This window comes from Streptococcus sp. HMSC073A12 (assembly GCF_001812815.1).
Classification (GTDB): Bacteria; Bacillota; Bacilli; order Lactobacillales; family Streptococcaceae; genus Streptococcus; species Streptococcus vaginalis.
In genome coordinates, this window is sequence record NZ_KV810567.1 from 17,416 (window position 1) to 36,171 (window position 18,756).

Consider the following 18,756-nt stretch of genomic DNA (forward strand, 5'->3'; position numbering starts at 1 on the left):
TATTTTTGTGATACATTTAGGTTGAAAAAGGAAAAAGTGAGGTTACTAAACATGAAAAAAAAGCTGACTTTTCCTCTTCCCGCTGGGCTGCCCGATAAGGTTTCAGCGCATCGCGAAGAGCTTGCAAATCAGCGTCGCGCAATTCGTCAGCCGCACTAATCGAAGCTGACTTTTCACTCGCCCGAATCTGACCGAGAGAGGCTTGATAAGCAGGCAAGGCTGCTTTTATCTTCTTGACGAGAGCGGTAATGCCATCCTCATTTTTAAAGTCGAGCGCTTCTTTCTCCACATCGTCTAAAAAACGAGTGATAAACTGCGTGAATTCCGCATGACGGAGATTACTAATCTTAAGTCCAATGAGCTTTTCTTGCTTCATAAATTCCTTCTTTCCTTTTTTACTTGTCACTTAAAGCGACTGTTTCAATGACTTCTCCTTTTTCCGTCAGCGCGGCGGATGACCTCAACTACTTTTTGTTTGCTTCGTCCGCCCGGCAGAAAGTTTCCCTTACTTTTGATTTACTCCGTCCGCCCGGCGGACGAGATAAACTACTTTTGATTCATGCTGTCCGCTGGGCGGACGAAGTGAACGACAATCAGTTTGCCTTGTCAGCTGCGCGGACGAAGTAAAATTGTCTCGCCTCACCTCATCAGCCAACGAAATCCAGAAAAATCATCTCATTTAGTATAACATGAATGGGAAATTATAGGAAATTTTCTGAAAAAGAGGATTAACCACTTTCAAAACAGTTTGAACACACAGTCCTTAATGGACGGCAGAAGCAGAAAAGGTATTTTTCTTCATCACTTTTTCTCCTTTCATCTATATGATATAATATGATGAAAAGGCATTCACAAAATGCCCACTATTTTCACATTTCATATTTAACACAAGGAGTCGCCTATGCGTTGGGATATTGGAACAGTTTACAAGACGATTCGAAAAGCAAAGGGAATCACCCAGCAAGAGATTTGCGGAGATTGGATTTCTCGCTCCAATCTTTCCAAGTTTGAAAGCAACCAATCCGTTCCCAGCTATGAAACCATGGAATTTCTGCTCCACCAGATTGACATGAGCTTTGGGGAATTTGAATATATTTGTGATTATTATCATTCAAATCACAGAATGAAGATTATCTTGCAATTTAAAAATTATTTATCTGTCGTTGAAACAGAACAATTACTGGATTTAACCAAACAGTGTGAAGCCTACTTGAAAGCTCATCATGATATTCCCATTAGCAATATTTTGCGTATGGCAAATATACTAATTGAAATTAGAAAAAATAAAATCAGTAGTCAAGCACAAGTTTTAGCCCAACAGTTATGGACAGATTTAGAAAAACGAGATACTTTTTATGAAAGTGACCTAAATTTACTAAGTGTTATTCTTTACTTCTTCCCACTAGAAACCATTCAAAATATAACGGAAAAAATCTTAGCCAGTCTCAACAAGTATAAGCATTACAAAGAAATTCACAGTACACAATTCTCCATTTTAGCCAACCTTTCGACCATCTACCTTTACAACAATTGCCTTGACGATTGCCAGCGTATCACCGAGATGATCTTACCGCTCGCCAGGCAAACAAAACGATACGACAAGCTCGGCTTTGCTCAGGTTCGTCTGGGTATTTGCCAAAGAGACGACGACCTTATCCAGAAAGGTCTCCAGTTGCTTGAGCTGACAGAAGAAACGACCTTGCTCGAAAACTTGAAAGAAGAAGTCAAACAGCATCGTACTTCCCCTTTCTCTCATGTTTCACGTGGAACTTCAGCACCTTAAAGGAGACAGAGAAGCAAATGACTTACAACGGATTTGTATTTTTTGATATTGACGGCACCTTGGTTGATAGCCAAGGACAAGTCCCAGCAGACAACAAAACAGCCATTGCTCAACTACGAGCCAACGGCTTTCTGCCTATTATCTGTACGGGGCGCGGGCGCGGAGAAATGGGGACGGTTCTGAAAGACGCTGGGATTCATTCCGCTATCTTGCTAAATGGCATGGAAATCCTCCATGAAAAGCAATTCCTGTTTGAAGGACGAATTGCACAAAACAGCATTCTCAAGCTCCTGCAACTGGCAAAGGAAAATGAGCATGACCTCGGTTTTTATTCGCAAGGAGAAATGCGTGTGACGGCGCTCAGCCCGACCGTTCAGCAGAATTTCCGATATTTTCATCAAGACCTGCCCCAAGTCGGGCCAACCATTTATCAAAACCAGCCTTGTCAGATGTTGCTCATTTTTAGTGAAGAGCCCGAAAAAGACACCCAGTACCAAACAGAAGTCCCTGAACTGCACTTTTTCCGTAACAGCCCCTACTCGATAGACATCACGCCACACGGCTGTAACAAAGGCTCTGGGATTCAGCACCTGCTGACCTTGCTGGCCGATAAAGCACCGACTTACGCATTCGGAGACGGACTCAATGACCTGACCATGTTTGAAACAGTAGATTATCCCATTGCAATGGGCAATAGCCAAGCAACCGTCAAAGAAGCAGCCACTTTCATCACACACTCTAATGATGAAAATGGCATTCCACACGCCCTTGCTCACTTTGGTTTAATTTAAAAAAGAAGCTCCTGTATTCAAGATACAAGAGCTTTTTGATTAAACTAATTCTTTTTTATTTGGATTGTAAACCAAGAAACCAAGACCAACAAAGAGCAGCAGAACGATTGTCATGAAGGCAACCTGTCCGCCGACTTGCCCCGTCATCGAAATCGTTTGACGCAAAGCCGAAACAGAATAGCTCATCGGCAACCAAGGATTGACATCTTGGAAAATCTTATCCATCAACGGAAGTGGGTAAGTCCCTGCACTAGAGGCTAGTTGCAACAATAACAAAATCAAAGAAGTGAAAGCACCAAGCTTAGTGTCCCACGTTACCAGAGCCGTCACCACCGCCATGAAGCACATGCTGGTCAAAAGAATGATACCAAGCGTTGCCCATTCGTGGTTGGCGGTTAAGCCAATCATATGTACCGCACCGTACACCAACAAACCTGCTAAGAGAGAAATCATGCCGTTGACTTGAATACGTGCTTTCAACCATTCCATACGTGTCTTTGGCTTCTTACCAGAAGGTAACGTGCTAAAGATGATATTGGTTGAAATAGCTGCTACAAAGAGTGCCACAGAAATCATGTATGGTGCCATCCCGATACCATTTTTACCAACATGGTCTTTATCTATTTTCTTCGTTGTCAATGGATTTGCGAGAGCTTTAGCATTGGCTTTATTGGTTGTCACCATAGATAATTGATTTTTGGCATCTGTCAAACCTGCTGTCAAGCTGTCCGCACCCGACACAAGTGTCCCCAGATTAGACGTGATAGTTGAGCTGCCGTCTGCCAGCTTCGTAGAACCATCTGCTATTTTACCAGCACCATCAGACAGTTTGTCTGCCCCTGACACGAGTGTAGCAGAATTGTTCACTAATTGACTAGCTCCGTCTGCTAATTTTGCCAAGCCGGCATCAATTTGACCATTATTAGCCGCCAATTGATTAGCTCCGGAATTGATTTTTGCCATGCCAGACGTCAATTGACTATTCTTACCAGCCAAGGTCTTAGAACCTGAACTGATTTTCGTCATACCAGATGTCAATTGGTCATTCTTACTAGATAAGGTATTAACTCCTGCTGTTATCTGCGCAACCCCATTGGTGTAGTCGGTTACACCTTTTGCCAATTGATCAATACCTGCTCCTACTTGATTAGCACCCGCAGTTGATTGTTGTAAAGCTGCAAGGATTTTTGATTGAGATTGTTGTGCGCTCGTTTGAAGCTCTGAAAGCGCACCTTTCGCTTGTCCGATGACAGCTACACTTTGTTGATTAGAAGATTGCTCTGGCAAGTTCGTCACTTGCGTCTTGAGCGCTTGAATATTTGTCAATAGACTTGCCGCAGTCGTAGCAGTTTGACTTGGAGTTTGCGAAATCGCAGCATTGATTTCTGCCTGCTCACTAGCACTTAACTTTTGATAAGCAGCTGTAGCAGCCACGTTAGTTGCAATCGTAGTCTTGTCTGTCGTCGCACTATTGGCAAGCGTGTTCGCAGCCGTTTCCATATCGCTTAAAGCAGTCGTCATGCTTGCTTTAGCGGCTGACAAGTCTGATCCAGTTGAAAGAGCGGTTTGCACAGCAGTTAAACCTGCTTGCAAATCCTGTAGCTTTTGAACTTGTTCAGCAGTCATGCCAGATTGTTGAACAGTTGTCATTAACGTATTCAGACCCGTAGTTAATTGATGCGCACCGCTTGATAATTTTTGAATTTCTCCATTAGAAGCGGTCAATTGATTGACTCCAGCCAATAAATTTTGCGATTGAGCATTTAACTGATTCGCACCGCCTGCAAGATTTGCTACACCATTGGCATACGCATTTAAACCATCTGATAATTCTCCTGAACCGTCAGCCAATTGACCAACAGCATTTGTATAGTCTGTCAGACCTTTTGAAAGCGTATCTGAACCAGAAGCCAATTGACCGACACCTGACGTATAAGCTGAAAGGCGTGTCGATAGCGTACCAATTCCGTCTGACAGCTGATGCACCCCAAGCGTATAGGTTCCCAAACCTGTCGTCAATGTATTAGCACCGTCTGCAAATGTCATGCTTGAGCTAGACAAGGTCTGTAAATTATCTGTCAAAGTTTGACTACCGTCTTTTAATTGTTGACCGCCAGAAGCAAGTTGCCCACTACCAGAAGCAGCTGTTATCATGCCTTTCCTCAAGCTATTCATACTCTTGAAGAGAGAAGTCGTATACGTATTGGTCACATTGTTTGCGACAGTTTGTTGAAGTCGCGTCATAGCCGAATCACTCATCTTACTAGCAATAAAGCTGTGCCCGCTAGATGTTTGATAATCAATCTGCATCTTTTGTGGTTTATTATCCAGAATACTAGCAGCCTTTTGAGATAAATCACTTGGAAGCGTGATAATCATATAATAATCACCTTTCTCCAAGCCTTTTTTTGCCTTTGCTTCAGATACAAAATGAAAATCTAAAGCATCATTCTTTCTAAGACTTTTCACCATATCATCACCAACAGACAATGTGTTGCTGTTAAATGTCGCATGTTGGTCTTTATTCACAACCGCTACTGGCAATTCTGAAACTTTACCATAAGGATTCCACATGGAGCTCAAAAAGATAACATTATAAAGAGCAGGAATCAAGGAAACACCAACCATGACAATAATGAAGAGTGGTTTTTTGAAAATTGCTTTCCATTCGTTGAACATTTTTTCTCCTCTATCTTAGACACTCTGTATAAAAATTTTAATTTTCGAAATATTTTTATACACATTGTCTAAATATTTGATATAATAGATTATACAGTTTCTGAAATTTTTCACAAGAGAAAAAATTAAATTTTAGACACGTTGGATAAATTTGTTCAAAAGAGGAAAGACAATATGGCAGAAAGTAACAAGCGCCAAAAAACAAAAATGATTATTGAAAATGCGATGGTAGAGCTACTGGAACACGAATCATTCGACCAGATTAGCACTGTCAAGTTGACCAAGACTGCCGGCATTAGTCGCAGTAGTTTTTATACACACTACAAAGATAAATATGATATGGTTGAGCATTATCAACAGAAACTTTTCCATAAGTTAGAATACATTTTTGAGAAGTATGCTCAAGACAAGCGTAGCGCGATTATAGAAGTTTTTGATTTTCTCACACGAGAATCCCTCCTTTCTGTTTTGTTAACAGAAAACGGAACAAAAGAAATTCAAACATTTTTACGCCATAAATTCCAAATCATGCTGGCTGAAGACCTACAAGAGCGCTTTAGTAGTAAACTACTAAGTCAAGTGGAGAAAGAATACAGCTATGTTTACCTGACAAACGCCTTTTTTGGAGTTTGTCAAATGTGGATTGCTAGAGGAAAAAAAGAAAGCCCTGAACAAATGGCAGATTTTCTTTTAAAAATGTTGGATTAGAATATTTCTTATACCTTGCCCTAGTAGCACCCACAAGCTCTCTAGGGCTTTTCTTCGTAATCTTTACAACAAAAAAAGAAGCTGGGAAGATTCCCAACCTCTGATAATCCATCGATTAAAGTTGTTTGTTATAGTATTCAACGACAAGCGCTTCGTTGATTTCTGGGTTGATTTCGTCGCGCTCTGGCAAGCGAGTCAATGAACCTTCTAATTTTTCAGCATCAAATGATACAAATGCTGGACGTCCAAGAGTTGCTTCAACCGCTTCAAGAATTGCAGGTACTTTAAGTGATTTTTCACGAACTGAAATCACTTGACCAACAGATACACGGTAGCTAGGAATATCTACACGTTTTCCGTCAACAAGGATATGACCGTGGTTTACGAATTGACGAGCTTGACGACGAGTAGTTGCAAGTCCAAGACGATAAACAACGTTATCCAAACGACGTTCCAAAAGAAGCATGAAGTTAAAACCAAGGATTCCGCCTTTGATTTTAGTTGCTTGTACGAACAAGTTACGGAATTGTTTTTCACCTACACCGTAAGTAAAACGAAGTTTTTGTTTTTCAGCCAATTGCAAACCGTATTCTGACAATTTGCTACGGTTGTTTGGTCCATGTTGACCTGGTACGTAGTTACGACGTGCCAATTCTTTCCCTGTACCTGTAAGTGAAAGGCCCAAACGACGAGCTTGTTTCCAAGATGGTCCTGTATAACGTGACATAAACATGTCCTCCTGTAAAAATAATAATTTGAGGAAATAGTCACTTAGAAAGCCCTGATTCGTGCAGAACATTTTCGCCTAAACAGCCAAGGCTACTTTTATAGCTAATATTCTGTTGACGAGCTTCATGCCCTCCTGCTGCTATTTCACACAAAAGCCATTATATCAAAAAAAATCCTATCTGTAAAGACGGATTTTTACCAGATTATTTCTTTCTATGAAAATAACCTTTCTTCTTCAACAATTCCTCTATCGCAATTATATTTTGCTGTTCAGATGTTGCTAAAATAGTTTCAAATCCTAGACTTTTAGCGACATCTAAATTAACCTGTAAATCATCTATAAATACACATTGATTAGCTTGTAATGCGTATTGAGCTAGTAACTTTTGATAGATGCTTTTATCTGGCTTTGCATACCCTACTTCGTAAGAAAGGATTTTCCCAGTCAAAACTTTCGTCATCGGTAATAAACATGCATTTTCAACTGCATAAAATATCTCACTTGTAGTAGACAAAATATAAATGCCATATCCCAGCTGAGCCCATTCAAAAATTTTCTCTTGTAGCTGATGATAAACATCTACTGTCTCATACCAATGAGTAAAAATAGCCTCAACAGTAGCAGAGTAAGAACTATCTAGCAATGTTTGAGCCGCCTGAATGGCTTCCTCCAAAGTTAATTCTCCAGTATCCGTCTGAGCCCAAAGCCCTGAATCAAAAATAGCAGCCTTGACGCACTTACGGTCTCCTTCATCTTCTACAAAAGCAGCTAAAATCTTAGCAGGGTTCCATTCAATTAAAACATTGCCAAAATCAAAAACTAGATTTTTAATCATTTTTCACTCCAGCCACATCAATCAAAGCAGTTTTTCGCCATTAAAACCTATTTATTCTCAATCCAAATAACGAATGAGATTTTTCTCCGTTAAAATATCTGAATAAGTGTAAGATTCGACATAAGTATTTTCAATCTCACCCGGTTGACCTCCATTACTTGTATATTCAACGATAAACAAAGAAGGATAAACTTCAATCAAGCGCCCTTGCTTATTTTTTTGACGTTTACGGCCATTTTCAAGAGTCATTTCTACCATTTTGCCCTCATGGGCTTTGATTTCTTCTTTAATTTTTCTCATTTTTGCAACATCTGTAAATGCATCACTCATTGTTTATTCCTCTCTCTTGGAAATACTTGAAAACTTATTGTATTCTTTTTGGAAAATCAATTCTACCGTACCACGCGCACCGCTACGGTTCTTTTCGATAATCACTTCAACCTTGTTGTTTGGAAGCCCTTCAGATTCTTCACCACCGCGTTCATAATAATCATCCCGATATAGAAATGCAACAATATCTGCATCCTGCTCAATAGAACCCGACTCACGAATGTCTGACAAAACAGGCCGTTTGTCCTGACGCTGTTCCACACTCCGTGACAATTGGCTCAGCGCAATGACTGGCACTTTCAACTCTTTTGCCAAAATCTTTAATTGACGAGAGATCTCAGATACTTCTTGCTGACGATTCTCTCGACCAGTCCCTGTAATCAACTGCAAGTAGTCAATCAAGATCAATCCAAGATTTCCTGTTTCTTGCGCTAATTTTCGAGCACGCGAACGAATTTCTGTAATCCGAATTCCTGGCGTATCGTCAATGTAAATACTAGCTTCTGCTAGATTTCCTTGTGCAATTGCATACTTCCTCCATTCCTCCTCCGTCAATTGTCCTGTACGGATTGAATGTGATTCAATTAATCCCTCTGCTGCCAGCATTCGGTCTACCAGGCTTTCTGCCCCCATTTCTAAAGAAAAGATAGCGACTGTTTTATCTAGCTTTGTTCCAATGTTTTGAGCAATATTGAGAGCAAAAGCTGTTTTACCAACCGCTGGACGAGCTGCCACGATGATTAACTCTTCTTCATGCAGTCCTGTGGTCATGTGATCCAAATCTTGATAACCTGTCGCAATCCCTGTAATATCAGAAGTTTGCTGAGACCGCGTTTCCAAGCTACCAAAGTTAAGATTCAAAATCTCTTTAATATTTTTAAAGCCGCTTCGACTAGCATTTTCACTAACATCGATTAGCGCTTTTTCAGCCCCAGCAATGATTTCATCTGCAGGACTGGCACCATCATAAGCTAGATTGATAGAGTCTGTCAGCCGCGCAATCAACCGGCGCAAAACAGCTTTTTCTGCTACAATCTTAGCATAATATTCAGCATTGGCAGAAGTCGGTACTGAGTTAACCACTTCAACCAAATAAGACAAGCCACCGATATTTTGCAAATCACTCTGACTGTCTAAAATATTACGAACAGTTGTCGCATCAATGGCATCGCCTCGATCTGCCAAGTCAATCATCGCTTTAAAAATTAACCGATTGGCATATTTAAAGAAGTCAGTTGGCTCGATATATTCACGAACAAACACCAGCTTACTTTCATCAATAAAAATCGCACCTAAAACAGATTGCTCTGCTAAAATATCCTGCGGTTGTGCTCGCAATTCATCAATATCTGCCATAAGACCTCCTCTCTCAAAAAATATTCTTCAATTAACCTTCTTTTACACGTAAGTTAATCACACTAGTCACATCTTGATAAATTTTCACTGGCACATCAATCAAGCCAACAGAACGAATAGGATTCTTGACTTGAATCAATCGTTTATCAATCTTAATTCCAAATTGCTTTTGTAATTCTTCAGCAATTTTTTTACTGGTAATAGAACCAAAAGTCCGTCCATCTGGTCCCACTTTTTCAATAAATTCAACAATTGTACTTTCTGCTTCCAACTTTTCCTTAATGGCTTGCGCTTCAGCTAGCATTTCAGCGTGTGCTTTTTCTTCTGATTTTTGTTTTCCGCGAAGCTCGCCGATAGCTGCTGCAGTCGCCTCTTTGGCAAGATTTTTCTTAATCAGAAAATTCTGTGCATAGCCAGTAGGCACTTCTTTAATTTCACCTTTTTTTCCTTTACCTTTTACATCTGCTAAAAAGATTACTTTCATTCTTCTAACTCCTTATCTTTTAGTACTTCACGAACAATAATTTCATTTAAGCTATGAACCACCTGAGCAATTGTCTGGTCAGGAATTTGCGCTGCTGCTAAATTGAAATGACCGCCTCCACCCAGTTCTTCCATGATACGTTGGACATTGATTTTACTACGACTACGAGCAGATATCGAAACACTGTTTTGCTTATTTTTACTAACGACAAAGCTAGCTTCAATCCCTGACATAGCTAACATAGCATCTGCTGCTTTACTGATAACAACTGTATCATAGCATTTTTCTTCTACACCTGTCGCAACGAGTACATTCGGCAAAATTTTCTTACCATTCAAAATCAACTCATTCACTTCACGATATTCATCAAAATCCGTTGCTGAAATATCTTGAATAGCCACACTATCACTTCTGCGCGTGCGTAAATAGCTCGCCACATCAAACGTCCGACTGGTTACACGAGAAGAAAACTTCTTCGTATCCAGCATAATCCCAGCCATCAACACACTAGCCTGCATTTTACTCAAGCGTTTTGTCTTAGAATTTTGGAATTGAATCAACTCTGTTACCAATTCACAGGCACTACTTGCTCCGCTTTCGATATAAGTGATAACAGCATTTTCCGGAAAATCTTGATCTCTTCTGTGGTGATCAATGACGATAATTTGGTTAAACAAATCATAAAACTCTTTTGATAAGGTCAGAGCTGTTTTTGAATGATCCACCATAATCAACAGAGAACGATTGGTCACCATTGTCATCGCATCAGCAACCGAAAGAAGATTGGTCTCTCCTTCATCCTGCAGCCTGCGAACTGCTCGCTCAATATCCGCAGCCATTTGATGAGGATCATAAACAGCATAGGTCTGATCAATAATATTACTAGCAAATACTTGCATTCCCACAGCAGAACCAAGCGCATCCATATCCAAATTTTTGTGTCCAACTACAAAAACTTGGTCCACACTTTTAATCTTATCCGAAATAGCAGTCATCATAGCTCGCGTGCGAGTACGTGTCCGTTTCACCGATGCAGCTGAGCCACCACCAAAGTAAACAGGATTCTTCGACTCATCATTTTCTTTGACAACAGCCTGATCACCACCACGAACTTCAGCAAGATTCAAGTTTAAGAGAGCCACTTTACCAATCTGCTCATGATTACTATCACCATAAGAGAAGCCCATACTCAGTGTGAGAGGAATTTCCCGCTTTTTAGCTTCTTCCCTGAACTGATCAATAACTGCAAACTTATTTTGCATTAACCGATCTAGCACCGTGTAATCCGTAAAAATATAGAAACGATCCATTCCCACACGACGAGAAAACATGGCATATTTTTCTGCAAATTCAGAGACAAAATTTGCGATAAAGCTATTAATGTGGCTAATATCTGAATCTGAGACAACATCCTCTAAATCATCATAATTATCGACTGAAATAATACCAATAACTGGCCTTGTTGTTACTAATTCTGAAGTAGCCTCATACTCACTAGAAGCATCAAAAAAGTAAAACACACTTGAAGCATGATCTAAGTAGACCGAATATTTTGTATCCCCAATTGTTGCATACGATCCAGCACCCTCAGATGGTGTTTTGGTAATTTTTTGCAACAAGTCCACATCAAATTCACCGTCTTCATTAGTAAGAATCAACTCTGCGTAAGGATTAAACCATTCTACATTTCCAGATGTTTGATCAACTTTTACAACACCAACCGGCATTCTTTCAAGCAATGATGCCAAACTATTTTCTGCTTGATCATTCACATACTGGATTTGTTCCACTTCATCAATTTCATAACTTTTTTGTTGGTAAATCAATAGAAAAATCAAAAGAGCAAGCACCAAAAAAAGCGCAGATAACATCAGAATGCTGCTACCAAAAACTCGTAATAAAATAGCTAAAATTCCAAAGGAAATAACGCCCATGATTACAAAATGAATTGGAATAAAACGAAATTTTTTCATCACAAACCTCTTAACCGCCATTTTACCACAAAAGCTCTAAAAAAGCGAGTTTTCCCTTATTAAAACAAGCCAAATAATACTGTCAAACATTAGAAAAAATTAAATCTTCCTGCATCTCTTTGCTCACTTTACAAAACAGAATATCTGATTTTCCCATTAAATTAGCTTTATTTCTCTGGTAGTTTACAGCTTTGTCAAGTATTATTGACGAAAAAACACTTGCTCAGAAATGTGAACAAGCATCTTCATCATTTATTTTTTTGCTTTTTCTTGATTTTTTGAGATACTTCGTGATTTACCTTCCAAATAAACCATCAAAATCGAAATATCCGCTGGATTGACACCTGAAATCCGACTAGCTTGACCAATTGTTTCTGGGTTTATTTTCTTGAATTTCTGACGAGCTTCTGTCGCAATTGAATCAATATCATCCCAGTCAATGTTTGCTGGTATCCGTTTTTCTTCCATTAGTTTCATCTTCTCAACCTGATCCAACGCCTTAGAAATATAGCCTTCATATTTGACTTCAGTCTCAATCAATTCGATTATCTTTTCATCTAAATCTTCAGCTGCTGAACCGACAAACTTGACAACATCTTGATATGAAACTTCTGGACGACGCAAAAATTCTTTTGCTGTAACTGCGTCTGTCAATGGTTTAAAGCCTAATTTTTCAACCATTTCATTCGTTTCTTTAATTGGCTTTAATTTAATAGTGCTCAAGCGCTTCATTTCAGTTTCATATTGATTTTTCTTAATTTCAAAACGCAGCCAGCGTTCATCATCAACCAATCCTACCCTTCGTCCAATTTCAGTCAATCGCATATCCGCATTGTCGTGTCGTAAAATGAGACGGTATTCAGCTCGACTAGTCAAAAGACGATACGGCTCCACGGTTCCCTTGGTGACCAAGTCATCAATCATGACCCCAATATAACCATCACTACGTTTCAAAATCAATTCTGGCTTTCCTTGAACTTTCAGAGCTGCATTGATTCCTGCGATAATGCCCTGTCCTGCCGCTTCTTCATAACCAGATGTCCCATTCGTTTGCCCAGCTGTAAACAAACCTGAGATTTTCTTAGTTTCTAGAGTAGCGCGCAGCTGATGTGGCATAATCATATCATATTCAATCGCATAGCCAGTTCGCATCAATTCAGCATTTTCAAGTCCCTTAATAGAATGCACTAAGTCTTTTTGAACATCTTCTGGCAAACTCGTTGACAACCCCTGAATATAAACTTCTTCCGTATCTCGACCTTCTGGCTCCAAGAAAAGTTGGTGGCGCTCTTTATCTGCAAAACGAACAATTTTGTCTTCAATTGACGGGCAGTAACGTGGTCCTACACCTTTCACCATTCCTGAAAACATTGGTGCACGGTAAAGGTTGTTTTGAATAATTTCATGACTTCTTCCATTAGTATAAGTTAGCCAGCAAGGAATCTGATCTTTGAGATAATCCTCATCATGAGAAGTATAGGAAAAGTGGTTCGCTTTTTCGTCTCCAGGCTGAATATCCGTCTCTTCATAATTAATAGAAGAAGCTTTCACACGCGGAGGAGTTCCTGTTTTAAAACGCCCAATTTCAAACCCTAAATCACGTAAATTGTATGCTAAATTAATTGCAGCTAAACTATGATTAGGACCAGAAGAATACTTCAAATCTCCAATAATAATTTCTCCACGCAGAGCTGTACCGGTTGTTACGACAACTGCCTTTGCCGCAAACTCTTGGTGCGTGGCTGTTTTCACACCAACGACTTTCCCGTTCTCAACTAGAATCTCATCTATAATAGTTTGACGCAAAGTGAGATTCTCTTGATGTTGAACCGTCTTGCGCATTTCTTTAGAATAAAGTTCCTTATCTGCTTGCGCACGAAGAGCACGAACCGCTGGACCTTTCCCAGTATTGAGCATCTTCATTTGAATATAAGTTTTATCTATATTCTTAGCCATCTCTCCACCTAGAGCATCCACTTCACGTACAACGATTCCCTTGGCAGATCCTCCAATAGAAGGATTACAAGGCATAAAAGCTAGCATTTCAATATTGATTGTCGCAAGTAGGACTTTACAGCCCATTCGACTGGCTGCTAACGAAGCCTCAACACCTGCATGCCCAGCACCAATTACGACAATATCATAACTTTCAGTAAAATTGTGTGTCATCTTTTCTTTCCTTATTTTTTCACCAAAAAAGTCAAACCTCTAGAAGTGCAGGACAAAAAGCCTGCAACATCCATGAGCTTTGACCATCATAGTTATTGCTATATCCATTTTAGCAGATTGCTAAAAAATGTCAATCTAAATATACTGTTGAAGCTTACCATCTTTATAGGCATTGTCAATCAAGCCACCACCAAGACACTCTTCTTCATCATAAAATACAACGGCTTGTCCAGGTGTAATAGCACGTTGAGGTTCTGCAAAGTTGACAATTGCCTTGTCACCCTTTACAGTTACTGTAACCTTAGAATCTGGCTGACGATAACGAAACTTAGCTGTACATTCCATAGTAAACTCAGCTGGCATTTCTCTTGTAAAATGTACTTGGCTAGCGTCAAGACTCGTTGACATCAAGTTGTCATGGTAAAAACCTTGACCAACATAAAGAATATTTTGACTAAGATCCTTACCCACTACAAACCAAGGTTCATTATCTCCTCCATGCTGACCACCAATGCCAAGGCCACCACGCTGACCAATTGTATAATACATCAAACCAGCATGCTCACCCATATCTCGACCATCAACTGTCATCATGCGACCAGGTTGAGCTGGTAAATAATTTCCCAGAAATTCTTTAAAGTTTTTCTCACCAATAAAGCAGATGCCGGTTGAATCTTTTTTCTTAGCAGTAGCTAATCCTGCTTTCTCTGCAATAGCTCGAACTTCAGACTTTTCTAAATGTCCCAACGGAAACATCGTTTTTTGCAGCTGCTCTTGTGATAACTGACTAAGGAAATAAGTCTGATCTTTGCCATTATCCACTCCTCGCAGCATATGAACAATTCCGTCTTCATCGCGCTTTACACGCGCATAGTGACCTGTTGCCACATAGTCCGCTCCCAATGTCATAGCATAGTCCAAAAAAGCTTTAAACTTAATTTCTTTGTTGCACATGACATCTGGATTCGGGGTTCTACCAGCTCGATATTCAGCTAAGAAATATTCAAAAACGCGATCCCAATACTCTTTTTCAAAGTTGACAGAGTAGTAATGAATTCCAATCTGATCGGCCACAGCTGCTACGTCTTTATAGTCCTCAGTAGCTGTACAGACCCCATTTTCGTCTGTGTCGTCCCAATTTTTCATGAAAATGCCAATCACGTCATAGCCCTGCTCCTTTAACAAAAGAGCTGTAACTGACGAATCCACACCGCCACTCATTCCGACAACGACACGTGTTTTAGAATGATTACTCATCGTGTTCTCCCATCTTTTCGTTATTTCACGATTGAAGGTCGTGTTTTGCTTTCAACGATTGAAGGTCGCTTAGAGCAAGGTTTATTATAACACGAAATAACCTTAAGAACAAATTTCAATAACCAGATAGCAATAACTTTACACTGCTGTAAACCAAAAATTCAGTAGATGAACTATTAAATCAGTGAATGAAACAATAGAGATCCTATCAAAAGGCCGAATCTAGTGAGCGACTTTGTAGCTTCTATCTATAACCTAAAAATAGTACTTTTAGCTGTAAACTACTATATTAAAGCCTTACTCTCATCACAAAAGAGTCTGGGACAAAAGTCCGACCTCAAATATAAAAAGCGAACAAAACTAGTTTTCTGGTAATCAGAATTCTGCTTTGTTCGCTTTTCGCATTTAATTATAGATTTGAAGGGCTTAATAATTAAGATTTTTAAAAATTGAAATCTTTTTGTCCCAACCTCAATAATTTTTTGTATTTATCAATACCAGCCATTTGCTAACCAGAAAGTCTTAGCAGCTGACCAAGAACCATAACGACCCGCTACATAATCGTCTGCTACTTTTTCTTGATTCTCTGCTGACAAGTCACCATTTAAATATGATAAACTCAATTGGTAACGACCATAATATTGTCCATTTTGGGCTGTATAACTGCCACTTGATTCTTTTTGCGCAATCCATTCTTTTGCAGCTGCATCTTCATTACTCAGACCAGATGTGGTAGTTGCAGAATTACTTGACTCCGCAGTTGTAGGGCTTGTAGCTGTGTCATCTAACTCCAATACTTGCCCAACACTAATCAGATGAATATTGCTAAGCTTATTTTTCTGAGCAATTTGATCAACTGTTGTATTATGTGATGCAGCAATAGCTGAAAGAGTATCTCCAGATTTTACTGTATAACTATCTGCGTTTGCAAGTGTAGGAAGAAAGAACAGCGCTGTTGCTGCTAAGCTTATTAAACCTACTTTAGTTTTTTTGTTTGTATTCTTTAAATTCAAAATCATTTAGATTCTCCTTTTCTGTGATAGAACTATCATATACCTTAATTATTACTATTGTTTTTTCCTTTCATTAAAAATATTACAAACAAATTGAAGAGAGACTAAAATCCACCCTATATTTATTTGCTTTAAGGTTACTATAAGAAAAGTGACCTCAAAGGAAGTTTAGAATTTACGTCACATTCATTTTATTAGCTAAAAAGGCAGAAAAATATACTGAACTTTGATATAATGAAGATAATGAATTTATAAGGAGTTACGATGAACTCACTAAAATTTCAATCTGTTTTTGATATTATTGGTCCTGTTATGATTGGTCCATCTAGTAGTCATACAGCAGGTGCTGTTCGTATTGGAAAAATTGTTTCATCAATTTTTGATGACGAGCCAACAGAAGTTGAATTCCAACTATTTAATTCTTTTGCGAAAACTTATCGTGGACATGGTACGGACTTGGCTCTTGTAGCTGGGATTCTCGGAATGGATACAGATAACCCTGATATTCCCAATAGCCTAGAAATTGCCCATAAAAGAGGGATTAAAATTGTCTGGACGATTCAAAAAGATAGCAATGCTCCACATCCAAACACAGCTAAAATCACCATTAAAAATGAGCAAAAAGCGATTAGTGTTACTGGTATTTCCATTGGTGGTGGAAATATTCAAGTGACTGAATTAAATGGTTTTTCTGTTTCGCTCAGCATGAATACCCCGACAATTATTATCGTCCATCAGGATGTTCCTGGAATGATTGCTCATGTTACTGAAGCACTTTCTCGTTATAACATCAATATCGCACAGATGAATGTCACAAGAGAAAAAGCAGGTGAAAAAGCTATTATGATCATTGAAATTGACAGTCGCAGCTGTGAAGGAGCTATTGAGGAAATCAGAAAAATTCCTAAACTTCATAATGTCAATTTCTTTAAATAGGAGAGTTTATGTTTTATTCAATCAAAGAATTAGTGGAGCAAGCAGATTTAGACTTTCAGGGCAGCGTTGCCGAACTGATGATTGCTACTGAATACGAACTGACAGGTCGTGAACGAGATGAAGTCTTACGCTTGATGACTAGAAATCTAGAAGTTATGAAAGCTTCTGTCGTTATGGGATTAGATGAAAGTAAATCTCGGAGTGGTTTAACAGGTGGCGATGCAGCCAAACTCCACAAATATATTCAATCAGGAAAAGCTCTTTCGGACTATACTGTCTTAATAGCAGCAAAAAATGCTATTGCTGTCAATGAATACAATGCTAAAATGGGGTTGGTCTGTGCAACACCGACAGCAGGAAGTGCTGGTTGTTTACCCGCTGTCCTTACATCTGCTATCGAAAAATTAAATCTTACTGAAAAACAACAACTAGACTTTTTATTAACAGCTGGAGCTTTCGGTCTAGTCATCGCTAATAATGCTTCTATTTCAGGAGCTGAAGGTGGCTGTCAAGCAGAAGTTGGATCAGCGTCAGCTATGAGTGCAGCAGCTCTTGTTTTAGCAGCAGGTGGTACCCCATTTCAAGCCAGCCAAGCAATTTGTTTTGTGATTAAGAATATGCTTGGATTAATCTGTGACCCCGTTGCAGGTCTAGTAGAAGTTCCCTGTGTCAAACGAAATGCTATGGGAGCTAGCTACGCTTTCATTGCCGCTGATATAGCTTTAGCAGGTATTGAATCAAAAATTCCCGTTGACGAAGTAGTTGACGCTATGTATCAAGTTGGAGCAAGTATGTCGACTGCCTTTCGTGAGACTGCTGAAGGTGGATTGGCAGCTACACCTACTGGTCGTAGATTATCCAAAGAAATTTTTGGAGAATAACTTTCTACACAAAAGGAAAAAGTTTACAGTCCTGTAAATATGAATTTAGACTATGCAAAATTTTAAATATATTTTTTTCGACTTAGATGGAACACTTGTTGACAGTTCTGTAGGAATCAAGAATGCTTTCCAATACGCATTCACTTCACTAAATATCAAAGCCCCTGATAGCAAAGAGCTGGATACTTTCATTGGACCACCTTTAGAAGTTAGTTTCGCTTCTGTAGTGCCAGAGACCAATGTCAATCAAGCTATTGCTTTCTTTAGAGAATACTATAAAAATAACGGTGTTTTTGAAGCTCAACTTTACAAGGGTATAAAAGAACTGTTGTTAGAATTAGAACATTCGGATTACCATGTCTATATTACCACTAGTAAAAATGAACCAATGGCCCATAAAATGGCACAATACCTAGAAATTGATAAACATTTCAATGGTATCTTCGGCTCTCTTCCAAATTCTTATCATAAAGCAGATGTTATAACTCGTGCTTTAAATTATTCTCATGCTAATCTTGAACAATCTATCATTGTTGGGGATACAAAATTTGATATAATTGGTGGAAAATCAGTCGGAATTGCTACTTTAGGAGTTCTGTGGGGATTTGGAAACAAGAAAGAATTAACTGACAATGAGGCAGATTTTATCTCAGATTCGCCTCAAAAAATTTTAACAGCTTTGGTAAATAATACTTTACATGAATTGTAAACCATATTTACAATATACAATCAAAGATTCTAAAACAAACAACTATGTTTGCTAAGTCAATCACCCATAGAAAAAGACGAATCATTTTTGAACTGCACCCCAAAAGTTAGACAAGAAAACTC

General features: G+C 39.1%; 17 protein-coding genes and 1 pseudogene. 7 read left to right on the top strand and 11 right to left on the bottom strand.

The features are described from left to right. Window positions 1-52: 52 nt before the first annotated feature. Window positions 53-376, bottom strand: a pseudogene (locus HMPREF2876_RS09055) (hypothetical protein); the annotation flags it as partial. A 95-nt stretch (window positions 377-471) separates the two neighbouring features. On the opposite strand from HMPREF2876_RS09055, the gene HMPREF2876_RS10695 reads away from it, so the two are divergent. From HMPREF2876_RS10695 to HMPREF2876_RS09065, 3 genes are all read left to right on the top strand, one after another. Then, entirely contained in the window at window positions 472-627 is a 156-nt protein-coding gene (locus tag HMPREF2876_RS10695) for a hypothetical protein (RefSeq protein WP_171021861.1), read from the top strand. Between the two features lie 274 nt (window positions 628-901). Then, a complete protein-coding gene (locus HMPREF2876_RS09060; protein WP_083307007.1) occupies window positions 902-1,783 on the top strand; it encodes a helix-turn-helix domain-containing protein in 882 nt (293 codons plus the stop codon). 17 nt (window positions 1,784-1,800) lie between these two features. Next, window positions 1,801-2,574: a Cof-type HAD-IIB family hydrolase gene (locus tag HMPREF2876_RS09065; protein ID WP_024053271.1), complete on the top strand. Its 774-nt coding sequence runs from the start codon at window positions 1,801-1,803 to the stop codon at window positions 2,572-2,574. Window positions 2,575-2,613: 39 nt separating this feature from the next. On the opposite strand, the gene HMPREF2876_RS09070 is transcribed toward HMPREF2876_RS09065, so the two are convergent. After that, window positions 2,614-5,253, bottom strand: a complete 2,640-nt coding sequence (locus HMPREF2876_RS09070; RefSeq protein WP_070584718.1) for a YhgE/Pip domain-containing protein — start codon at window positions 5,251-5,253, stop codon at window positions 2,614-2,616. 174 nt (window positions 5,254-5,427) lie between these two features. Here HMPREF2876_RS09070 and HMPREF2876_RS09075 point away from each other — a divergent pair, with 174 nt between their 5' ends. Beyond that, window positions 5,428-5,961 (top strand): TetR/AcrR family transcriptional regulator, encoded by a 534-nt coding sequence (locus HMPREF2876_RS09075; protein WP_024053273.1) that lies wholly within the window; start codon window positions 5,428-5,430, stop codon window positions 5,959-5,961. A 115-nt stretch (window positions 5,962-6,076) separates the two neighbouring features. Here HMPREF2876_RS09075 and rpsD read toward each other — a convergent pair whose 3' ends face one another. The 9 genes from rpsD to HMPREF2876_RS09120 all read right to left on the bottom strand — a co-directional run bounded on the left by rpsD (window position 6,077) and on the right by HMPREF2876_RS09120 (window position 16,114). Continuing rightward, the gene (gene rpsD / locus HMPREF2876_RS09080) at window positions 6,077-6,688 is read right to left on the bottom strand and encodes a 30S ribosomal protein S4 (protein ID WP_003026749.1); all 612 of its coding nucleotides are present in this window, start codon (window positions 6,686-6,688) and stop codon (window positions 6,077-6,079) included. A 205-nt stretch (window positions 6,689-6,893) separates the two neighbouring features. Continuing rightward, window positions 6,894-7,526, bottom strand: a complete 633-nt coding sequence (locus tag HMPREF2876_RS09085) for an HAD family hydrolase (protein WP_070242152.1) — start codon at window positions 7,524-7,526, stop codon at window positions 6,894-6,896. A gap of 57 nt (window positions 7,527-7,583) precedes the next feature. Beyond that, entirely contained in the window at window positions 7,584-7,856 is a 273-nt protein-coding gene (locus HMPREF2876_RS09090; RefSeq protein WP_003026751.1) for a Veg family protein, read from the bottom strand. A 3-nt stretch (window positions 7,857-7,859) separates the two neighbouring features. Next, window positions 7,860-9,212 (bottom strand): replicative DNA helicase, encoded by a 1,353-nt coding sequence (gene dnaB, locus HMPREF2876_RS09095; RefSeq protein WP_070242154.1) that lies wholly within the window; start codon window positions 9,210-9,212, stop codon window positions 7,860-7,862. Window positions 9,213-9,243: 31 nt separating this feature from the next. Continuing rightward, window positions 9,244-9,696 carry a 50S ribosomal protein L9 gene (rplI, locus tag HMPREF2876_RS09100; RefSeq protein WP_070242156.1) on the bottom strand — a complete coding sequence of 151 codons (453 nt, stop codon included), beginning with the start codon at window positions 9,694-9,696 and terminating at the stop codon, window positions 9,244-9,246. Beyond that, complete coding sequence (locus HMPREF2876_RS09105) at window positions 9,693-11,669, bottom strand: DHH family phosphoesterase (protein WP_024053276.1); 1,977 nt, start codon at window positions 11,667-11,669, stop codon at window positions 9,693-9,695. The genes rplI and HMPREF2876_RS09105 overlap by 4 nt, the downstream gene beginning before the upstream one ends. Window positions 11,670-11,921: 252 nt before the next feature. Beyond that, window positions 11,922-13,838 carry a tRNA uridine-5-carboxymethylaminomethyl(34) synthesis enzyme MnmG gene (gene mnmG / locus HMPREF2876_RS09110; RefSeq protein ID WP_024053277.1) on the bottom strand — a complete coding sequence of 639 codons (1,917 nt, stop codon included), beginning with the start codon at window positions 13,836-13,838 and terminating at the stop codon, window positions 11,922-11,924. A gap of 135 nt (window positions 13,839-13,973) precedes the next feature. Beyond that, on the bottom strand, window positions 13,974-15,119 hold the full coding sequence (gene mnmA / locus HMPREF2876_RS09115) for a tRNA 2-thiouridine(34) synthase MnmA (protein ID WP_259295220.1): 1,146 nt from the start codon (window positions 15,117-15,119) through the stop codon (window positions 13,974-13,976). 467 nt (window positions 15,120-15,586) lie between these two features. Then, a complete protein-coding gene (locus tag HMPREF2876_RS09120; protein WP_070242161.1) occupies window positions 15,587-16,114 on the bottom strand; it encodes an aggregation-promoting factor in 528 nt (175 codons plus the stop codon). 258 nt (window positions 16,115-16,372) lie between these two features. Here HMPREF2876_RS09120 and sdaAB point away from each other — a divergent pair, with 258 nt between their 5' ends. The 3 genes from sdaAB to HMPREF2876_RS09135 are packed head-to-tail and all read left to right on the top strand — an operon-like array spanning window position 16,373 to window position 18,634. Beyond that, entirely contained in the window at window positions 16,373-17,044 is a 672-nt protein-coding gene (gene sdaAB, locus HMPREF2876_RS09125; RefSeq protein ID WP_022526738.1) for an L-serine ammonia-lyase, iron-sulfur-dependent subunit beta, read from the top strand. A gap of 8 nt (window positions 17,045-17,052) precedes the next feature. Next, window positions 17,053-17,925 (top strand): L-serine ammonia-lyase, iron-sulfur-dependent, subunit alpha, encoded by an 873-nt coding sequence (sdaAA, locus tag HMPREF2876_RS09130; protein WP_024051448.1) that lies wholly within the window; start codon window positions 17,053-17,055, stop codon window positions 17,923-17,925. Between the two features lie 52 nt (window positions 17,926-17,977). Next, window positions 17,978-18,634 (top strand): HAD hydrolase-like protein, encoded by a 657-nt coding sequence (locus HMPREF2876_RS09135; protein ID WP_024051447.1) that lies wholly within the window; start codon window positions 17,978-17,980, stop codon window positions 18,632-18,634. Window positions 18,635-18,756 lie beyond the last annotated feature (122 nt).

Excerpts from the sequence above, each read along its gene's own strand:
- HMPREF2876_RS09090 (WP_003026751.1), bottom strand. The coding sequence starts at position 7,856 with ATGAGTGATGCATTTACAGATGTTGCAAAAATGAGAAAAATTAAAGAA.
- mnmG (WP_024053277.1), bottom strand. The coding sequence starts at position 13,838 with ATGACACACAATTTTACTGAAAGTTATGATATTGTCGTAATTGGTGCT.
- dnaB (WP_070242154.1), bottom strand. The coding sequence starts at position 9,212 with ATGGCAGATATTGATGAATTGCGAGCACAACCGCAGGATATTTTAGCA.
- HMPREF2876_RS09070 (WP_070584718.1), bottom strand. The coding sequence starts at position 5,253 with ATGTTCAACGAATGGAAAGCAATTTTCAAAAAACCACTCTTCATTATT.
- HMPREF2876_RS09085 (WP_070242152.1), bottom strand. The coding sequence starts at position 7,526 with ATGATTAAAAATCTAGTTTTTGATTTTGGCAATGTTTTAATTGAATGG.
- sdaAA (WP_024051448.1), top strand. The coding sequence starts at position 17,053 with ATGTTTTATTCAATCAAAGAATTAGTGGAGCAAGCAGATTTAGACTTT.
- HMPREF2876_RS09075 (WP_024053273.1), top strand. The coding sequence starts at position 5,428 with ATGGCAGAAAGTAACAAGCGCCAAAAAACAAAAATGATTATTGAAAAT.
- HMPREF2876_RS09135 (WP_024051447.1), top strand. The coding sequence starts at position 17,978 with ATGCAAAATTTTAAATATATTTTTTTCGACTTAGATGGAACACTTGTT.
- sdaAB (WP_022526738.1), top strand. The coding sequence starts at position 16,373 with ATGAACTCACTAAAATTTCAATCTGTTTTTGATATTATTGGTCCTGTT.
- rpsD (WP_003026749.1), bottom strand. The coding sequence starts at position 6,688 with ATGTCACGTTATACAGGACCATCTTGGAAACAAGCTCGTCGTTTGGGC.
- HMPREF2876_RS09105 (WP_024053276.1), bottom strand. The coding sequence starts at position 11,669 with ATGAAAAAATTTCGTTTTATTCCAATTCATTTTGTAATCATGGGCGTT.
- HMPREF2876_RS09060 (WP_083307007.1), top strand. The coding sequence starts at position 902 with ATGCGTTGGGATATTGGAACAGTTTACAAGACGATTCGAAAAGCAAAG.
- HMPREF2876_RS09120 (WP_070242161.1), bottom strand. The coding sequence starts at position 16,114 with ATGATTTTGAATTTAAAGAATACAAACAAAAAAACTAAAGTAGGTTTA.
- rplI (WP_070242156.1), bottom strand. The coding sequence starts at position 9,696 with ATGAAAGTAATCTTTTTAGCAGATGTAAAAGGTAAAGGAAAAAAAGGT.
- HMPREF2876_RS09065 (WP_024053271.1), top strand. The coding sequence starts at position 1,801 with ATGACTTACAACGGATTTGTATTTTTTGATATTGACGGCACCTTGGTT.